Raw genomic sequence first — 17,104 nt, forward strand, 5'->3', positions numbered from 1 at the left:
TTGACACACCGACGTGCGCGCGCAACACGACGTGCCTCAGGTGCGCCCCTGCGGTCGGCCTGGAGGGCGAGCGAGCCAACGTCCACGGCCGGAGCGCCAGGCCCACCAGACCTCGGTGCCAAGTTCGTCAAGATTGCATGCGCTCCAAACACGTTCGGCCGAATATCCACGAGGGTTCCACGTGACTTGAGAATAGGGGATTCAGTGGCGGTGCGACGTATGGAGCAGGATGAGTTCTGCGATCGAATACAGGCCGTGCCGCGCACCGGAATATGCTGAAATTCTTGCACCCGTGCCTCGTTGGCTCGTCCGAATCGACATATCACCAGGCAGGGCCCTCCTCTTATCGCAATGTCGATCGGTCACTCACTTTGCCGCCAATTCGCGGAAGACCCTTGCATACTCTCGGGCAAAAGAAGACCACGAATGGTGCTGCTCGACGAAGCGCCGGCCCGCGGCTCCAAGGGCTCGGGCGAACGAGGCGTCGGCGAGAACCCGGGTGACCGCTTCCGCCATCTCCCCTGCGTCGTCAGAAACTAGGGCGTCGTTCCCCCAGTCGAGACCTTCGAGTCCCCGCGCTGCGAATGAGTTCAGCACGGTCGGTGCACCCGCCGCGAGGGAATGCAGCGATTTGAGCAGCACACCGGCCTCAACCATCGAGGGAGTCAAGACCACGTCAGCGCGCCCGAACTCCCCGTAGTAGTCGTCCGTCGCCCCGACGATGTCAACTCCTGGGATACGCGCGAGTTCTCGCACCGAGTCTCTCGGCCTCGCGCCGACGACCCGGAGAACCGCGTCGGGGTGTGCGCGACGAACCAGCGGAAGAACCTCATTCGCCAGATACTCTGCGGCAAGGACGTTCGCGGGACGCCACATAGCGCCCGCGAACAGCAGAACTGGCGCGTCGCGTTCGACGCGCGACCAAGCCGGTACGTCCAGTGAGATACCGATTCTCGGTGAAGAAGTAGACGGCGCCAGATGCGACACGTCCTTTGCATCATTCTCCGAGAGCGTGAAGACATGCGCAGCACGCCGAACAGCGGCTCGTTCCCAGAACCCGAATCGCGCAAGCTCTACACGTTCAAAGGCCCCGCGGGGCGTGTACCAAGGCGACCGAAGTGACTGTCGGTAGGCGCGGGTGACCAAGTCGTGCAGCGTGATCGTCACAGGCACGTCTCGGATTGCCAGTGCAGCCTCGGCCGGCTGGATGTACTCCATGTGCACAACGTCGGGATCGATCTGCTTCACAATGCGCAACGCTTCGCGCGTTGATTCTCGGCTCCACGATTCCCGGAAATGGTATGGGTACAGACCAGCCGCTGCTGTCAGTCGTCCACGCGCCGGGGACGCAGCGTGGAAGTTGACCCCAGCTACCACCGACGGCCGGGTTACGCAGGTGGTGGGCGCGTACACGTGCAAGTCGACGAGCTTGCCGAGTTCATGGACCAGAGGCCCCATATAGTCAGCGGCCGCATGGTCGTGAGACTCCAGCGGGGAAAACGGCGAAATGAGGAGGACCCTTGTCACAGAAGGCTGATCCTGGCACGCGAGGCACATACGTCGATGAACACTTCCGCCGCACCCGTTCTCATAGCGCGCCCGACAACAGGCAAGCAGACTCCTCGAGGCCCGATCTGAGAGCGGCAGCCAACCGCTGCCGGGCCTCTGACTCCGTCTCGATCTGGTCCAGCAATACTCTTCGCCCGGAGGCGATCTCGTGGACGTCAATCCAGTGGGGTGTTGATTCGACACTCTCGAAATAGTCCGCATATTTGAACTCGGGCTCGCCCGAGTCCTGTGGCCCCGAGAATCGGAGCAACACTGCCGGCACACCAAGTGCATCAGCGACAATCAGGCCGTGCAGGCTCGAGGTGTAGACGATCGCAGCGCTGCCGATGGCACGCACCACCTTTATCGGATGCTCATTCGGCATGACTACCTGGCACCCCTGCGCGGACAAGGCCTTCAAGTGACCCCGGGACTGCGGATTCGCCCAGACGCGATAGTGCGGGACGACAACGGCGCGCGAACCGCGCCGCAACTTGAACCCGTCGACCAACGCGGGTGCGAGAAGGCCGGGATCACCGAGCGTGGTGTTCAAAGGAAGCCCAAGCGCGTCCCGGGTTTTCGGTCCTCGGACCGCGATGAATCTTCCTACCGATCCCAGCACGGCATCTCGCGTTTCGGGCGTCGGGACCGTCCGCAAACCTGAGCCCCACACGACCGACGAAGTCGGCTTTCGCGCCCACATGTACAGGTCGAGGACCGAACCTATGCCTGTCACCTCAGCCGAGTCGAGTGGCGCCCACGTGACGTCATATCCGAGGGAACGAAAAACAAGCGGTGACATCTCATCACCGAAGTTCGAAAGCAGCCTGCCTCCGCCGGCTCGCAATCGAATCCATGTCGCGGAGTTCGACCTCAGTTCGACCCATGCAGCGCGCACATCCCTGCGCGGCGACCACCAGAAGAGCTTCATATGCGATCGTCCGGCTCACACTCGTCGACTGCTGGCGTCATGGTCGCACTCTCTGTAGGGAAGCGGCCAGGCCGCTTCCGGGGGCCTTCAAAGATCGCGTACGGATAAGGTCAGCGTGGACGCGCATCCAGCTCTGAACTGCTGCAGTCATTTACACCGTTGTCCGACTGGATGGCGTGCAGAGAACCGCCGGCCGCAGACGTGGTCCCGATGAGCTGCGGGAGGTACGACGACTCGGTGTCGGATGCACCGCTCATCCAACCTTCTGGATGTAGAACGATCCTGGCTCCCGCTCCTCGGTCAAGAACGGGCACTTTTCCTTCAGTTGATCCAAGTGGTTATGACGCAGGAAATTGAGAGCGCCAACGATCTTCCAGTCTCTGTTCGAAGTGAGGAAAGCCTCGACTATGTATTGCTCGTTCCAGAACCGCACTTCGTCGACAAGCCACTCGGCTGGATAGTCCTTCGGCGAAAAAATATCGTGGATATGGACTATCACACCCGGCTTGAGCCTCGGAAGGATGTCCAGGTACTCCACCACGACATCCCCGCCGGGTCGGATGACATGCGACGAATCAATGAACAAGATGTCATCTTCGTGAAGATCGTCGAAGATCGCCAGGTCGCAGTCCTCCACCTTCTCACGGATGACACTGACGTCTCCGCCTAATTTCTCCAGGTAGTCGTGCTCGTACGGTTCGATCAACACGTGCTGGCATCCGTACCCCGGATCTTCGGCCACGTTCGCCGCAATCGCGCGCCGAGCCAGGCGTGTCGAAAATCCACTGCCGATCTCGATGATTCGCTTCGGCTTCTTGACCCGAATCAGGTTGTACCAGTACTCGGCATCCCCGGACTCGAAAGAGCTGTTCTCGAGGTAGTACTCGTAGCCCGGTGCACTGTCCCTGGGTAAGCCGGCCAATTCGCTGCTATACGCGAACGATGCCAATAGCCCGAGTTGGTCGGCCACATTCCAGTCGATACCCGGTAGCGGCCTGTCCTTTGACAACAAATCCCGCAACGATTCGTTGTCGAAAGATGGTTCGTAGTAATGATCTCGCAGCGGGAAGCAGCCCGCTCGGATGAGCATTGACCTACTTCGCGGAAGACGCTCAACTCCTGCGCGGCGCACGAATCCGAGAACAACCGCGCACAGGAACACAAGCGGCGAAATCAGAAGGTCGGCAGCCGGTGCAAGCCGCTCAGCCATCTGCTTGGAGAAAATCTTCAACAGCCCTCCTGGATCAGGTGCGCGACGTTCAATGAACCGCCGATTCGCTTGCGTGGAGTCTAGCTTGATTCAGGCGAGAAATGTCATGCGAAGCGGCCAAAAGGACGTGAAAGTGGTTGTCCTGCAACGTATATTGAGGGAGCGGTAGGTTCAGATCTCCCCAAAGGTGGCGTATGGGTCAGCGTATCGCGATAGTTTCCCGGATGGAGGGTATCTCGGCTGCCTCACGCGCGAAAGCTGGAGACGAACATTGTGCAGTGCAGCTCTCCCGGCTGCACGTTTATGCGAATACGGAAACGCGGTTCATCGTCTTCAGCACATTCCACTGCCGCGTTGCCAGATTCTCAACATGGCTTATTCGATCCCCGGGCAGATCGCAGCTATTTTTGATTCGACATTCCGGCGCCACGCACAGGGTCGGATTTCCGCATCGGGAGTCGCGATCGATCGCCGTAGCCCATAAAATATCGAGTAGTAGCTCTACACTCCTGTGAGCATCGCGTCGCGCCGTGGCTTCACGTATCCGCCATGAGCCGAACGGGTCGCTTGACCGGATGAAAGGGTCCGAGAAATTTGGCGAAGGTACTGCTGATCTCGTTTTCGACCCTGCCAACGATGCAGAAGTACCTTTACAGCGCCAGCGACGAGCTTGCTTCCCTTGGCCACGATGTGTGGACTGCCGGTTCCACGACTCTGCGAAGTCCGTATGACCTGGGCCCGCGAAACATCGTCGTAGATACGCCGGCAACGCCACGCCCCTCCATTGCATCATTGTGGTCGTCAAAAAAGTCGCTCCATGTCGTAGCAGAGCTCATCCAACGGGTGCAGCCAGATGTCATCCATTTTGTGAACAAGCACGTGTGGAACTACTTGCTTCTGCAACAAGTGAGGTGGCGAGGCATCCACACCCGATGGGTACACACGTTCCACGATCCGATAGGACACGACGGAGACTCGGTCCAGCGAGGTGTCGTGGCCTACCACAAGGCCATCCAACGCCGACTAGATGCGATCATCGTCCATTCCGAGACAGCGCGATCGCAAACGGAGCGGTTCCTCCGGCCCACATGTCGTATTGTCCGGGCTCCGCTCGGCTTGAAACGGTGGAGGGACTACGAGGCCGCCGATGCCAGTGCATCAAAGCGAGCCCTCGTGTTCGGTCGGCTGAACTTGTACAAGGGCTGCGAGATGTACCCCGATATCTTCAACGAGGTCTACCGACTCGATCCCACCATCAAGATCACCGTCGCCGGCCAACCGTCCAAGGATCTGCCAGGCGAACTCATCGCTCGAATCGCAGCGTGCCCGAATGTCCATCTGGACGACCACTTCATCGAGGAGGATGCCGTCGAGCGGTATTTCCGCGAGGCGACACTCGTGCTCACTCCGTACCTATCCATGACTCAATCCGGGGTCATACTCGACGCGTACTCCTTTTCACGTCCGATACTTGCGTTCGATATCGATGAAGTGCAGGAATTTCTGCCCGATTTGGCGAAGGTGGTATGTCCGTTCGACACGCACGAGTACGCGAGTTCCGTGGTCGAGCTTCTCAATGACCCGGAGCGATGTGCCCAAGCTGGACGCGAAGCATGGGAGTTCGGACGAGAACAGTTTTCCCCCTCTTCGATGGCAGCTGGATTCGCCGCGGTGTACGACGCCATCAAGAGCGGCGGTTCCGCCAGCGTGTCGCCTACTGCCCGCTGACGTGACCGTGGCCTCCTGCTCCAGAGGGTATCCGGGAATCAACGCCGTCCCATGCGACGGTGTCGCACCCTGGTGAGAGCGCGACCAAGGACGTCGGCCAACAGCTTTCGCGTGGGTGTACTGAACAGCAGCAGAGAAAGGTAGATGCAACTGTTGAGTACGAATCCGCCGCCGAGGGTGAGAACGGTTGAGTCCATGCCTGATTGCGTGGCGACCACGCGCACGGTTCCGCCCGCTACGAAGCCACACAAGAGCACATGAAGGCCGGTGCGCAGGAATTTCCATGCGGGCATGGAATCGCAACGCTGAAGCCAGACAAGACTGATCAACCAGGACATCGCCAAGCCGGTCGCGAATCCCCAGGCGACACCCTGAACTCCGCCGATCGACCCCACAAGGATGCAGACGACAAGCATCGGCTTGGTGACAAGACTGAAGTAGAACAGCTGCTTCGCATTTCCTGAGGCAAGAAATGCCCAATAGGACACGTAGCTGAGGACCTGCGCCGCACCGCCAATCGACAGAATCGCCAATAGTGGAGCAGATGCAGCCCACTTCGGTCCGAGGACGACGTGCACCAACGGCTCGGCAAGCGAGGCCGTCAGCGTGAAGACGAACACCAGAGAAGCCGAGAGAACGACCTGCGCCTTCCACAGAAGGGGGTAGAAATCGTTGCCTTCGTGGTGTTTCCGCGACAGCAGTGGCAGGGCGACGTTGGTCAGGGGTGCCAGGAGTTGGTTCGCCGGAACCGAGAATATCTGAAATGCCCTGTTGTAGAGGCCGAGCGGACCAGCCCCCCAGCGGACACCGATCAGATAGCTGTCCGTATTCGATGCGGCGTAATTGATCAGCTGGGACGCCCCGGAGTGAACGCCGAACAGATAGAGGGCTTTCATTCCGGGCTCACGACGCGGGTGCCCGGGCCACCAACGAGTGACAACTATCCGCAGGAGGAGCAGCGAACCGTACGTGCCCAGCATCTGGATGACGAGCGACCAATAGCTCGCGCCGCCCACCGCGGCGGCGACCCCTGCGGCGAGGCCGATGACCTGCGATGTCGTATCGGTGATGGTCAGTGCGACGAAGCGAAAGTCGCGCGCCAAGCGAACTTGGAACTGGGCCTGAAGTGCATTGATCGTGAAAGCCAGCGCAACGAACGGCGCGATATCCCGTAGGACGGGCTCGCTGTACATGCTCGCGACCGCAGGTGCCGCCAGCGACAGCGTTGCTGTCATCACGATGCCGACAAGCGTATTCGTCCAGAACAGGTTGCTCGCCTGACCGTGAGTCAGTTTGGAAGTTTGGATTGCAGCCTGGGACAACCCAAAGTCACGGAGTAACTCCCCGAGCATGACAAAGACGGCCAACATCGCAATCAGGCCGATTTCGTACGGGCTCAACAGTCGCGAGAAGGCAACCAACCCCACCAACTGCACCAGAGCCTTGACGAGTTGGCCAACCATCGTGACCGCTCCCGCTCTTGTCGCGGAAGTGGATCGCACCTGATCAGTGGGTTGAGACATCGAGATCGCCTTGATCTGTGAAGTCGACCGAGCGGCTTCGTTGACGTTTCATCTCGATTGTCCGCCGATTCCTGTCGAGCGGTGCGCCAACAACCACCCCGTGGCGCCATACGCGATAGCGGATCATCAAAACGGGATCACGTTCGACAACGAGCATCCCAGATTTGAGCTCATACTCATGGGAAGAAGTGGGCGGGGTCGCGCTCACCAAGTCAACATTCCGATTCTCAACGTGGCTAGTCAAACTGGCTGAGGAGATCGGTCAGGCTGGTCCGCTGTCCGGTTTTGGTGGAGAGCGGACTACTACCCTGCGAGAAGCCACTGTTGTCCCAAATTCCGATCTTGTCTATATCTGCGGTCCCCTGATCGGCAAGGCCCCAAACTATCGACCCGAGTACACCTGGCAGATTGTGCAGGTCCTTTCCGCTGACAATGCGACCCACCTGCTCTGCGGGCGTCAAAGACTGCGGAGTTCCGAACTCACCCACGAGTATCGGCTTACCCAGACTTGAAAAATTCGAGAGTTTCGAGACGTCGATGTTGTCCAAATAGACGTGGATATCGACAAAATCAGCCCCGCCGTTCGCCGTCCATGCTTGATACTGAATCGAGTTTTGGTCGGACCAGAAATCCTCTGGATTTCCGAAACCATCTGACGAGTTGGATGTGGTAAGCGGTATCCCCGGCGCGACTGACCTGATCGCGCCGTATAGATCAAGAACGTTCTTCACCGTCAACCCGTCATCCTTACCGGAGCCTTCCTGAAAAACGTCGAACCCGATGACGTTCGGATACGGAGCGAGCGCTTTCGCCACTGCCTTGATCGCATCGATTCGATCCGCATTCGCGAAATCGAAGGTCGTACCGTCCCAGAATGCCCATTTTTCGCACAAAGCCGGGTAGAGCATCATCCCGACCGACTTTGTGTAGTCAGCAAGTTGCCGCCACCTGGCGATGTACTGCTCCAAGGTAATGGCAGGATAGTTTTCTCCCGCGGCCATAAAGATGATGCCGGGGTTGCCAATGAGTCGTATCGTGTTCATGCCTAGCACCCGCGCACGGTCAACCTGTGGCTTTATCCAGTCGTCCCAGTCCCACTCAGAAAACAGACCGCCCCACGATCCGCCATAGGATTTGACGACAACGTTCCCCCCTTTCACCTTGATTCCCGGGATGAGGGTGCCGAACCCCGCCACTGCGGGCACCGAAGTAACTCGTGCAGCACCGCCGGCGCCGCCCGCAGGGGTCGAATTGCCACTGCCCAATGCCCAGTCGGCAGCATGCCAGTAGGGCCGACCCGTCGTGTTGTTCACATCAGAGACGTCGCTATCCGGGATGAACTCCGCCACTGCATGGCTTGCTCCGGAGATCGACGAACTCGGCTGCGGAAAGTTCCGAGCTGCCGCCTGCTGGCCTAGCGAGCAACCCGCCAACAGCACCGCAACCACGGTTGCGAACGCTTTAGCAAGTCGCATACCCAGCTCACCACTCTCGTTAACGACGTTTAACCCGGTTACTCCCAATACGGAAACCCGAGCCTAGGTTCTGGGCGTCACTTGAAGATTTATGTAGAGACCGGGGTTCTCGCCACCGGCAAATTGCGGATCGAGCAGGACGCGGACGCGCCGGGGATGGTTGCGAATGGTGCGCTTCACCGCGATCGGCAGGATCGATGTTTCATTGGCCACCGTCGGCACCGGCAAGTTCGGGCCATGCCACGGCACACCCTCGGCGATGTCGGAGACAACGTTCTCAGGGGCGAGGTCATACCAACGGTTCTTCGTGTACTGAAAACCGTCCATGTTGTCGAGGCAATACTGAAACGTCACTCCTAGTGACCAGGTGGCCGGGTTACCGGTGACCGACTCCACGCCTAGCACCCACGTCAGAGTCTCCGCCCACCCGAAGTCCATGGGGTGCCCCGGCTGGGCGAGGCTGATACGACCTTTTGCAGATGCAGGCCGAATAGGTCCTTGGCCTAGACCGTCAGTCGTCGACGAGGAAACGAGAATCTGAGTCTTCGAGAACCGCAGCATCAGCCTGTCACCTCATTGACGGTGGCCACGGCCTGGTCAATGACGATAAACGATTCGCCCGTCCCCGGCGGCCCGGGAAAAGCTGCCACCCCGAAGTTGAGCCCACCCGCGAACGACGACATCGCGCCGCCACGCTGCGGGTTCTCGTTGGCGCTACCCCCGCTGAGCTTCGTCAAGTCGAACGTCCGACGGTTTACCTGGCACGAATGGTAACCACCCGCTCCATCGTTTGCGTCCAAATCCACGGTGAGACTGAGCCAGTCGAAGTTGAACTTATTCTCATTGTCCCCAGCCACCAAATCAGGGCCACCATAGACATCGACCCATTTTTGGTTATTGTCGGAGATCGAAAGGGTGCGCGATTCACTTGCCGCTTTCCGGCTCACCTGCAGTTTGAAGAAAGAGCGCTTCGAGTTATCCCAGAACTGAGTATCGATCATCAGCCAGAATCCCCCGAGCGACGCTGCCGAATCGTCCGCGCCATGAGCGATATAACACGAGAACGTCACCAGCCGCGCGTCATAATAACGGGATAGGTTCTTGAAAGCAGCCGCATTCGCAGGAGCCCAGCCGTCTGTATATCCGTCGTCGGGTGCCGCCGAGCAACCGATCATCAGGGCGTGACTTCCGGAAAATACGGGATAAGAAGTGAGTGAAAGGGCTGTCGCAGGGCCACGGCCGTTGTAGTGGTCTCGCCAGCCGTTGAAGCCGTCATCGAAGGTGTCATGAAAGAGCACCGTGCCGCGAAGGGGATTGCGTTGCGGAGCCCGGGCAGTCGAAAGCAGCGACTCCTCGTCGCTCGGTGGGCTCGAATCTTCTTCGCGCGAGCAGGAACTCAATGCCATGCTCGCTCCTGCGGTTGCGACTGCCGCTCCTGCAGCCCCCAAGACGGACCTGCGGGAAATGTCCCAACTCATATCGTGGTTGCTTTCACTAGGCCAGTCCTTCTCGTCGGCGGTTGCTGTGACTGATGGGAAAGTGAGAGGCCCAGGCTCGGGCGATCGAGGTCAGGCCCTGTCCGTCGCGTCCAACATCTGCACCAGTACTACTCTCTGCTAACCAAATCTGTCGAAGTGCGTTCTCCGACGTCGGCGCGAACGGTGATGCAATGATCATCCCCAACCGGGAGCCAGATGCAACCGCAACACTCAGCGATGGCCTCATTGAGTCCCGCTGAGCGATGCACTGCGTCCCACACTCGTCGGCGGGTAGTCCGGTCGAATCGGACCGGCGCATTCCCGGCGCATTCCTGGGAAAAGCCAACGACTCTCGCTGGGATGAACCCGCGCAATCAGTAAGTGCCCAGCGGTCCGACCCACAGCGGGAAAAACTCGGTGAACGACCGTCCCAGATGGATCGCTCGGCATCGTCAGCAACGCTTATCGAATCCGTCTTCCTTGTGCCAATGAACGCTTCGGCCTCGTCAGGTGATAGCTGTCGCTAACCCAATGACGAAAGCGTCTCGGCCGAGCAACTTTCCGTCCGATCGCACAAAGTCTTGCAGTCTTTGACATTCGACGTGCACCACTGCGTGCCTTCGGGCGTGGTGTTGATCCAGTCCACGCTCCTGAGATCCTTCTTCGCGGCTTGCCCTTCTGGGGTCATCAGGGAGTTGCCAGAAGAACCACCACTCGCGAGTTTTGCGCCGCAATTCAACGCGACGAGAAATCCGGTCCGGTGAGAGAAGTTGTCACCGCTGACAGACGGAGCCTTCTGCGAGGACGTGACAATGCACTGGTCGGTGGGCAGCGAACCGCCGACCACGGTGGAGATGATCAGTTTGCTTCCCCACCCGGATGCGGTCTGGGTGGCGTCAGCATACGTTTGGCCGGCCAACGCATCTGCGTGAGCGATCCCGCCGCTCAAAGTGAGCATGGTGGAAGCGAACGCCGCGATCAGAATTGCGACGCGACCGGCAGTTACCTTTACCGACACCGATTTACTCCCATCGCCGTGTATGCGGCCCGAGCATACCGTCGCGACACGGGAAATTGACGACAAATCTGACAGCAGCGTCAAACGGGCAGTGACCGGACGGCTACTTGAGATCTTTTGTGCCCCAACGCGTCATTTGCGAGATTCGCAGCCCGTGTCCGAACTTCCACCGCAATCCGAATGCACGGCGTGATCCGAAATGAGCCAGTTCGGTCCCGATATGTCCGCCTCAGTGCACGTTGTGATCCAACACGTACTGGAACCCGGCCATCAGCTGCGACAGCGGATCGACGCCTCCACTGCCAAAGGCGGCCTCACTCGCCCCCGCCGTGACCACCGCGGGGTCGTAGCCGCGAACCGGATCCACGGTAATGGGTGCGGTCAACGGATTGTCGTTACGCGTATATCCCGCATCCACATAGGGTTTCAGCACCCCGTCGAGCTTATTCAGCGTGCCCTCGTCCACCCCCATGTACTTGAACGGGAGAACGAGCGGGAGGTGCTGCTCGGGAATCATGTACGTCGTCGTCTTCGCGCCCCGCGAGTTGTACGTGACCGCGACATTCTGGGGCGGCACATTCGACGGGTTGGTGAAGGCCACCGCGGTGTGCCCGGTGGCCAGGCCGACGATCGCATTGGTGACGGAGATGATGTTGTCCTGGCGTTGCGGCCAGTCGGCGATGCTGTCGTACGGCGAGATGAATTCGTAAGTGTCGTACTGGCTGTCCACCTGCGGCGGCATGGTGAAGTCCAGTGACGGGACGACACTGCCGACCGGGAAGTTCTGCCTCAGGAAGCTCTGGCCGAACGGGTTCGTCGTCAGCGGATCACCGAAGGTCGCGAAGGACAACTGATCCGGCGGAGGCGCGGCCGGATCGTTGGCGAGCCGGTTCTTCACCGCGTTGAGCACCATGGCGCCCTCGGATAACCCCATGGCCGTGCCGCTACCACCCGCCTGGATGGCACGGATGAGGTTGCCCTCACCCACGTCGACCGACTCGCCGATGCTCGGGCCGTCGAGTCCCAGCCCCGGGAAACCGTCATCCAGCTTTCCGATTCCGGGAAACAGTCGCTCCAGGGTGTGCCCCTGAACCTGACCTGCCGGATATTGGATGTTCATGCGATTCAAGCCGGGGAACCAGTCCGCGCCCGTGCGGCGGATGTACTCGTCATAGGGAATACCGAGGACATGGGCGCCACCGAGCGCGTACGCGTTACCAGGGGTGCCACGCTGAGGGGCCGGGGCGGCAGATCCCGCTCCCGGGGCGGGTGCGGGCGCCGGCTCGTCGGCTCCGGCGATGCCTGAGGCGCCCGTGGCACCGACCGTCACCAGCACCGTCACCGCAGCGAGAAGTTTCCTCATGCCTGACTACTCCCCTGCGATATCGGTCGAGATGGCCACCAGTTCGCCTTGCCGACCAGCGTAGCGATGGCCGGCACGGTGATGGTCCGGACCAGGAATGTGTCCAGCAGGATTCCGGCACCGATGACGAACCCGCCTTGCACCACGGTACCGATGCTGGAGAACAGCAGACCCCACATCGAGGCCGCGAAGATCAGACCCGCCGCCGTGATCACGCCGCCCGTCGATGACAGCGTCCGGATGATGCCGTACCGCGTGCCGTGCGGAGACTCGTCGCGCAATCGGGAGGCGAAGAGCAGGTTGTAGTCCGCGCCCACCGCGACCAACACCACGAAGGCCAACGGTGGCACGGTCCAGTGCAACTGCTGACCGAAGCCGTACTGGAACACCAGCACACCGATACCGAGCGCCGCGAAGAACGAAATGACCACGGACCCCACCAGATACAGCGGTGCGATGACCGAACGGAGCAGCAACATCAACGTCAGCAGCACCACGATGATGGTGATGGCGATGATGAACCGGATGTCCATTTGGTAGTAGTCGCGGGTGTCGCGAAGCGCGGCCGGGTATCCGCCCATCGAGATCGACGCATCGGCCAGGCTGGTGTTCGGCTGAGCGCCCTTGGCCGCGTCACTGATCGCATTGACCTGGTCCATCGCCTGGACGCTGAACGGATCGAGTTTGGTGAGCACCAGGTAGCGCACCGAGTGCCCGTCCGGCGAGATGAACGTCTTGGCGGCGGCCTTGAAGTCCGGCAGCGCCAGCACCTCAGGCGGGATGTTGAATCCCGCCATCGCGGGGCCCGCCGCGTTCTGCTTCATCGACAGCAGGAACGCCGACGCCTGGTCCAGACCGCTGCGCATGAGCTGGATCTGGTCGACCACCTCGTTCACCCCGGTCGCCACCTCACGGCTGCCGGTCGCCGAACGGTCGGCCTGTTGCCGGAGCTTGCCCAGCGTCGCCTGCGCCCCGGCGGGCGAGTCCAGACCCAACGTCTTCATCAGCTTGGTGAGGTTGGTGAAGGCGGTGCCCAGCTGATTCAGCGAGGCATTCAGCGATTGCCTGTCTTGCATCGACTGTAGTTGTCCCGCAAGCCTATTGATCTCATCCAGGGTGCCGTCCTGGCGTGCCTGGGCCAGCCGGGAGAAGTGCGCACGGGTCTCACTGCACGAGGCGTCCAGATCGCAGGTCACATTGCCCTGCAACGCCGTCAGCACCGGCCCCACCCAGCCGAACATGTCCTTGGCCGCCGTGACGCTGATGCCCATCGAATTGCCGAGCTGGTTGATGCTGTCGACCAGCTTGGCGCCGACTTCGACGTTGCGGACCAGCTTGTCGCCGCCGTTCTGGTCGCGCATCGACGAGAAGGCGTTGACCATCTGCTGGATGGTCCCGGCGATCTGGTTGACCTGACCGCGGACATCGCCGAGGCCGGACGCCAGGGTGCCCGCCCCCTTCGACAGCCGATTGAGGTCGGTCATGTTCTGGGTGATCATGTCGGCGCCGGTACCCAGCCGATCGCCGACCAGTCCGGCTTGGTAGGTGGCCCGGAACTCCTGCGGCACCACGCCGAGCGGCCGGGTGATACCGCTGACCATCGAGATATCGGGTACCTGGGTGATGCGTTCAGCCATCTGCTCCAGGTCCGCGAGGGACTGCGGGGTGCGCAGATCGTGCGGCGACCGGACCAGGACATAGGACGGAACAGACTGGTTGAGGTCGAAATGACGTTCCAGCGCCGCATACCCGACCGAACTCGGGTCCGACGCCCGCACTGCTTTGCGGTCGTCGTAGTTGTACTTCGCCAGACCGACACAGCTGGCCAGCAGCATCAGCACCAGCAGACTGGCCACCAGGTGCAACCGCGGCCGGCGCACGATGCGAATACCGGACCGCCGCCACATCCGCGTGGTCAGCTCGCGCCGCGGCGTGACCCAGCCCCGTGGCCCGACGATGGCGAGGATGGCCGGCAGCAGTGTCAGGGCGGCCAGGAAGGCCACCCCGATCCCGATCGCGGAGGACACACCGACCGTGGAGAACACTCCCATCCGGGCGAAACTGATCCCGACGAAGGTGAGTCCGATGGTCGCCGCCGACGCGGTGATCACCTTCCCCACCGAGCCCAGGGCATGCCGGACCGCGTCCTCGGAGCTCTCGCCCATGCGCACGTAGTCGTGGTAGCGACTGATCAGGAAGACCGCGTAGTCCGTGCCGGCACCCGCAATGATCGCGCTGAGCAGAATGATGGCCTGGTTGGACACCCCCAGGCCGGTCAGCTGCGACAAGCCGGCCACCAGAGACTGCGCGATCACCAGAGAGATGCCGATACCGGTCAGCGGCAGCAGCATGGTGACCGGATTGCGGTACACCACCAGCAGCACCAGGAGCACCAGGACGGCGATCGCGATCTCGATCGGCAGACGGTCGCGCTGCCCCGCGGCGGTCAGGTCGGCGACGGTGGCCGCCGGGCCGGTGAGGTGGACCTCCAGCGGGCTTCCCGCGGTGTTCTGTTTGACGATCTCGGCCACCCGGGTGAAGGCGGCATAGGACTGCGGCGTGCCCAACGCACCCGCAAGGCCCACCGGCAGGACCCAGGACTTGCCGTCCTTACTCGTCAGAAACGAACGCAGGGCGGGCGTCCCGACGAAATCCTGCAGCATCACCACGTCTTGCTGGTCATCGCGCAGCGCGTCGACCAATTTGCGGTAGGTGGCCTCATGGGCCGGACCGAGCCCACGCTCATCGGTCAGGACCACCAACAGGAGGTCATCGCCGCCGGGCTCCTGGAACGCCTCGGTCATCTGCTTGGCGGCGACGCTGGACGGCGCATCGGCCGGCAGCATGGCCAGCGGGTGTTTCTGAGCCATCTCGTTCAGACTCGGGAACGTCAGCGGCAGCACCACCGCCAAGGCAACCCACAGGCCGACCACCGCCCAGGGCAATCGCACCACAAAATCAGCTAGCCGGCGCACGTTGCCCCCACCTGTGGTCCTCGTATTCTCTGGCCCCCGAAAATCACTGTCACAAGCTCAAGCCGCGTTGTGCTGTCCGGCCATGCACGGCAACCTACGCAAAACGGCCCCAATCGCCGCTGTCGGCCACCTGCTCGACCACGGACTTCATCGTGGCGATGTAGCGGGCGACCGACTTCTGGGCGACCGGGTTGTCCGGAAACATCACCGCCATTGCCGTACCGGCCTCGTACCGGAATACGTAGATCGTCAACTGATAGGAGAATCTACCGTCGGAGTAAATTCCGATATTGTTCGAATAACCCATCTCAGCTGCAGCGATCACCGCGTTCAGCGGAGCTGCGCCACCGTGCAGGAAGTTCGAAACCGGAAAGTTCGGATGCGGGTTCTCCAACCACGGCGCCAATTCCAGTACGCGGTAATACGGAACCCTCGCCAGATTGAGACCGGAATCGAACGAAGTCTGCGCCGCCCACGCGGCCTCGGCGAAAGTCGTCGCGGCGATCGGGACGGTGATCGGGACCAGACCGGTGAACCAGCCCTGGGTCATGAAGTTGTCCGACGTTCGGCGGGTGTCCCTCGGGGTGAGCCCGTAGTAGGTCGCCGCACCCGTCAGCTCGTGTTCGACCATGGCGGTGCAGGCGTACAGGCCGCCGACGAAACGGGTACCCGCCGCAGTGCACGCCGCTTCGAATCGTGCCGTCTGATCTGCGTCGAGCAACATCTCGCCGACCATGTCGGCCACCGTCGGCTCCTGCGGGTTACCCAGCGGTAGCGGGAACTCCGGAAGGGTGCCGTTGTTGTTCTCAGCAAATTCGATCCAGGCACGAACCTCGGGCGAATCGACCGTCAGAGCGGCCGTCGATGCGCGTTCGTTGACACAGAAATCATCGAACCGACCAGCTTCCGGTAGGGGCATCGGCTGACCGGTCGTGGTGAGCGAGGTGTACATGCCGTGAGCCTCGAGCATCGTGATGCCGATCAGCGCGGCATCCCCGTGGACGTGATCGATGCTCGCGTAGAAATCGAAATGATCTTCACTCTGAACAATGCCGAAAGAAAAGCAACCCCACTCCAGCGGAGACGGTATATCCACAATGTGTTTACGCGCGTCTTCAGCCGTGAGTTCGCCATGATTTACGGGCTCGAATTCAATATCCTCAGGATCCACGATGGAATGCCGGACAATCTCGCCGGAGCCCTCGTATTTGAACCAGCTGCGGTACGTGTCGTGCCGGCGCAGGTACGCGTTGAGCGCGTGATTCATCGCCGAAATATCGCACTTACCAGGCACTTCGCAGGTGGCGATAATTTGACGAGAATAGTCGAGGCCCGCGACTTCCTGGTGGTAGACCCCACGAATATGCTGACTCTGCATATAGCTGACGGGCACCGTGCTGACCGGAGCTTGTCGGGCCTTCTCCATGGCCGTATTTGTCGGGTGCCAGGACGTCACCACACCTGGACTCGGCGCCCAATCATCGATTGTGCCGATCGTGATTTTCCCGATTTGCAAAATGTTCCTCCCGGGTCTGAGCGGCGGCGGCTCCGGTCCGGCAACGCTGATGGCGACTTCACGATAGCGCCTACCGCTGGCGGGGTCGCCCACACACCGGCTGTGCACCCGCTTTGAGACGCGTTGCCGCGACCTTTGCCCAGGGGGTGCGCGCCGACCACCCGGGGATTTGTCCGCAGACCCGAAACGGATTGTTTCAGCAACCCGCGTGCCATACTGACCCGCGAGTAAGAAGCCGGCTGTGACCGTCGGGGACTGAGCGCGCCAGAGCCGTCGCACAACTTTCGCAGTCCTCGGTCGGTCGGGACAGCCTCAGATCTTGTCGGACCGCGGCGGAAG

At 61.0% G+C, this 17,104-nt stretch carries 13 protein-coding genes; 1 reads left to right on the forward strand and 12 read right to left on the reverse strand.

Going from position 1 to position 17,104, the window contains the following annotated elements; translation table 11 throughout:
* Window positions 1-366 precede the first annotated feature (366 nt).
* The 3 genes from H7J86_RS12560 to H7J86_RS12570 form a co-directional block, all read right to left on the reverse strand.
* Window positions 367-1,557: a glycosyltransferase family 4 protein gene (locus H7J86_RS12560; protein ID WP_308204841.1), complete on the reverse strand. Its 1,191-nt coding sequence runs from the start codon at window positions 1,555-1,557 to the stop codon at window positions 367-369.
* A gap of 31 nt (window positions 1,558-1,588) precedes the next feature.
* On the reverse strand, window positions 1,589-2,479 hold the full coding sequence (locus H7J86_RS12565) for a polysaccharide pyruvyl transferase family protein (protein WP_267291327.1): 891 nt from the start codon (window positions 2,477-2,479) through the stop codon (window positions 1,589-1,591).
* Between the two features lie 253 nt (window positions 2,480-2,732).
* Window positions 2,733-3,710 (reverse strand): class I SAM-dependent methyltransferase, encoded by a 978-nt coding sequence (locus tag H7J86_RS12570; RefSeq protein ID WP_267291329.1) that lies wholly within the window; start codon window positions 3,708-3,710, stop codon window positions 2,733-2,735.
* 615 nt (window positions 3,711-4,325) lie between these two features.
* Between H7J86_RS12570 and H7J86_RS12575 the strand changes: the two genes are divergently transcribed.
* A complete protein-coding gene (locus H7J86_RS12575) occupies window positions 4,326-5,417 on the forward strand; it encodes a glycosyltransferase family 4 protein (RefSeq protein WP_267291331.1) in 1,092 nt (363 codons plus the stop codon).
* A gap of 38 nt (window positions 5,418-5,455) precedes the next feature.
* On the opposite strand, the gene H7J86_RS12580 is transcribed toward H7J86_RS12575, so the two are convergent.
* The 9 genes from H7J86_RS12580 to H7J86_RS12620 all read right to left on the reverse strand — a co-directional run bounded on the left by H7J86_RS12580 (window position 5,456) and on the right by H7J86_RS12620 (window position 16,765).
* Window positions 5,456-6,880 (reverse strand): lipopolysaccharide biosynthesis protein, encoded by a 1,425-nt coding sequence (locus H7J86_RS12580; RefSeq protein ID WP_267291333.1) that lies wholly within the window; start codon window positions 6,878-6,880, stop codon window positions 5,456-5,458.
* 43 nt (window positions 6,881-6,923) lie between these two features.
* Complete coding sequence (locus tag H7J86_RS12585; protein ID WP_267291335.1) at window positions 6,924-7,148, reverse strand: hypothetical protein; 225 nt, start codon at window positions 7,146-7,148, stop codon at window positions 6,924-6,926.
* Between the two features lie 28 nt (window positions 7,149-7,176).
* Window positions 7,177-8,388, reverse strand: a complete 1,212-nt coding sequence (locus tag H7J86_RS12590) for a glycoside hydrolase 5 family protein (protein WP_267291337.1) — start codon at window positions 8,386-8,388, stop codon at window positions 7,177-7,179.
* A 90-nt stretch (window positions 8,389-8,478) separates the two neighbouring features.
* Window positions 8,479-8,811, reverse strand: a complete 333-nt coding sequence (locus H7J86_RS12595) for a hypothetical protein (protein ID WP_267291339.1) — start codon at window positions 8,809-8,811, stop codon at window positions 8,479-8,481.
* Between the two features lie 164 nt (window positions 8,812-8,975).
* On the reverse strand, window positions 8,976-9,821 hold the full coding sequence (locus H7J86_RS12600) for a hypothetical protein (protein ID WP_267291341.1): 846 nt from the start codon (window positions 9,819-9,821) through the stop codon (window positions 8,976-8,978).
* 595 nt (window positions 9,822-10,416) lie between these two features.
* Window positions 10,417-10,911, reverse strand: coding sequence for a hypothetical protein (locus H7J86_RS12605; RefSeq protein ID WP_267291343.1), 495 nt, complete (start codon window positions 10,909-10,911; stop codon window positions 10,417-10,419).
* 229 nt (window positions 10,912-11,140) lie between these two features.
* Window positions 11,141-12,274: an acyltransferase PE gene (gene pe / locus H7J86_RS12610; protein WP_267291345.1), complete on the reverse strand. Its 1,134-nt coding sequence runs from the start codon at window positions 12,272-12,274 to the stop codon at window positions 11,141-11,143.
* Window positions 12,271-15,249, reverse strand: a complete 2,979-nt coding sequence (locus H7J86_RS12615; RefSeq protein WP_267291347.1) for an MMPL/RND family transporter — start codon at window positions 15,247-15,249, stop codon at window positions 12,271-12,273. Before H7J86_RS12615 ends, pe begins: the two co-directional genes overlap by 4 nt.
* Window positions 15,250-15,343: 94 nt before the next feature.
* Window positions 15,344-16,765 carry a condensation domain-containing protein gene (locus tag H7J86_RS12620; protein ID WP_276065352.1) on the reverse strand — a complete coding sequence of 474 codons (1,422 nt, stop codon included), beginning with the start codon at window positions 16,763-16,765 and terminating at the stop codon, window positions 15,344-15,346.
* Between the last annotated feature and the right edge of the window lie 339 nt (window positions 16,766-17,104).

This window comes from Mycobacterium hackensackense, assembly GCF_025822555.1.
Lineage (GTDB): Bacteria > Actinomycetota > Actinomycetes > Mycobacteriales > Mycobacteriaceae > Mycobacterium > Mycobacterium fluoranthenivorans.

Bases quoted from the DNA above. Each gene is read 5' to 3' on its own strand.
- H7J86_RS12560 (WP_308204841.1), bottom strand. From the start codon at position 1,557: ATGTGCCTCGCGTGCCAGGATCAGCCTTCTGTGACAAGGGTCCTCCTC.
- H7J86_RS12565 (WP_267291327.1), bottom strand. From the start codon at position 2,479: ATGAAGCTCTTCTGGTGGTCGCCGCGCAGGGATGTGCGCGCTGCATGG.
- H7J86_RS12575 (WP_267291331.1), top strand. From the start codon at position 4,326: ATGCAGAAGTACCTTTACAGCGCCAGCGACGAGCTTGCTTCCCTTGGC.
- H7J86_RS12580 (WP_267291333.1), bottom strand. From the start codon at position 6,880: ATGGTTGGCCAACTCGTCAAGGCTCTGGTGCAGTTGGTGGGGTTGGTT.
- H7J86_RS12600 (WP_267291341.1), bottom strand. From the start codon at position 9,821: ATGGCATTGAGTTCCTGCTCGCGCGAAGAAGATTCGAGCCCACCGAGC.
- pe (WP_267291345.1), bottom strand. From the start codon at position 12,274: ATGAGGAAACTTCTCGCTGCGGTGACGGTGCTGGTGACGGTCGGTGCC.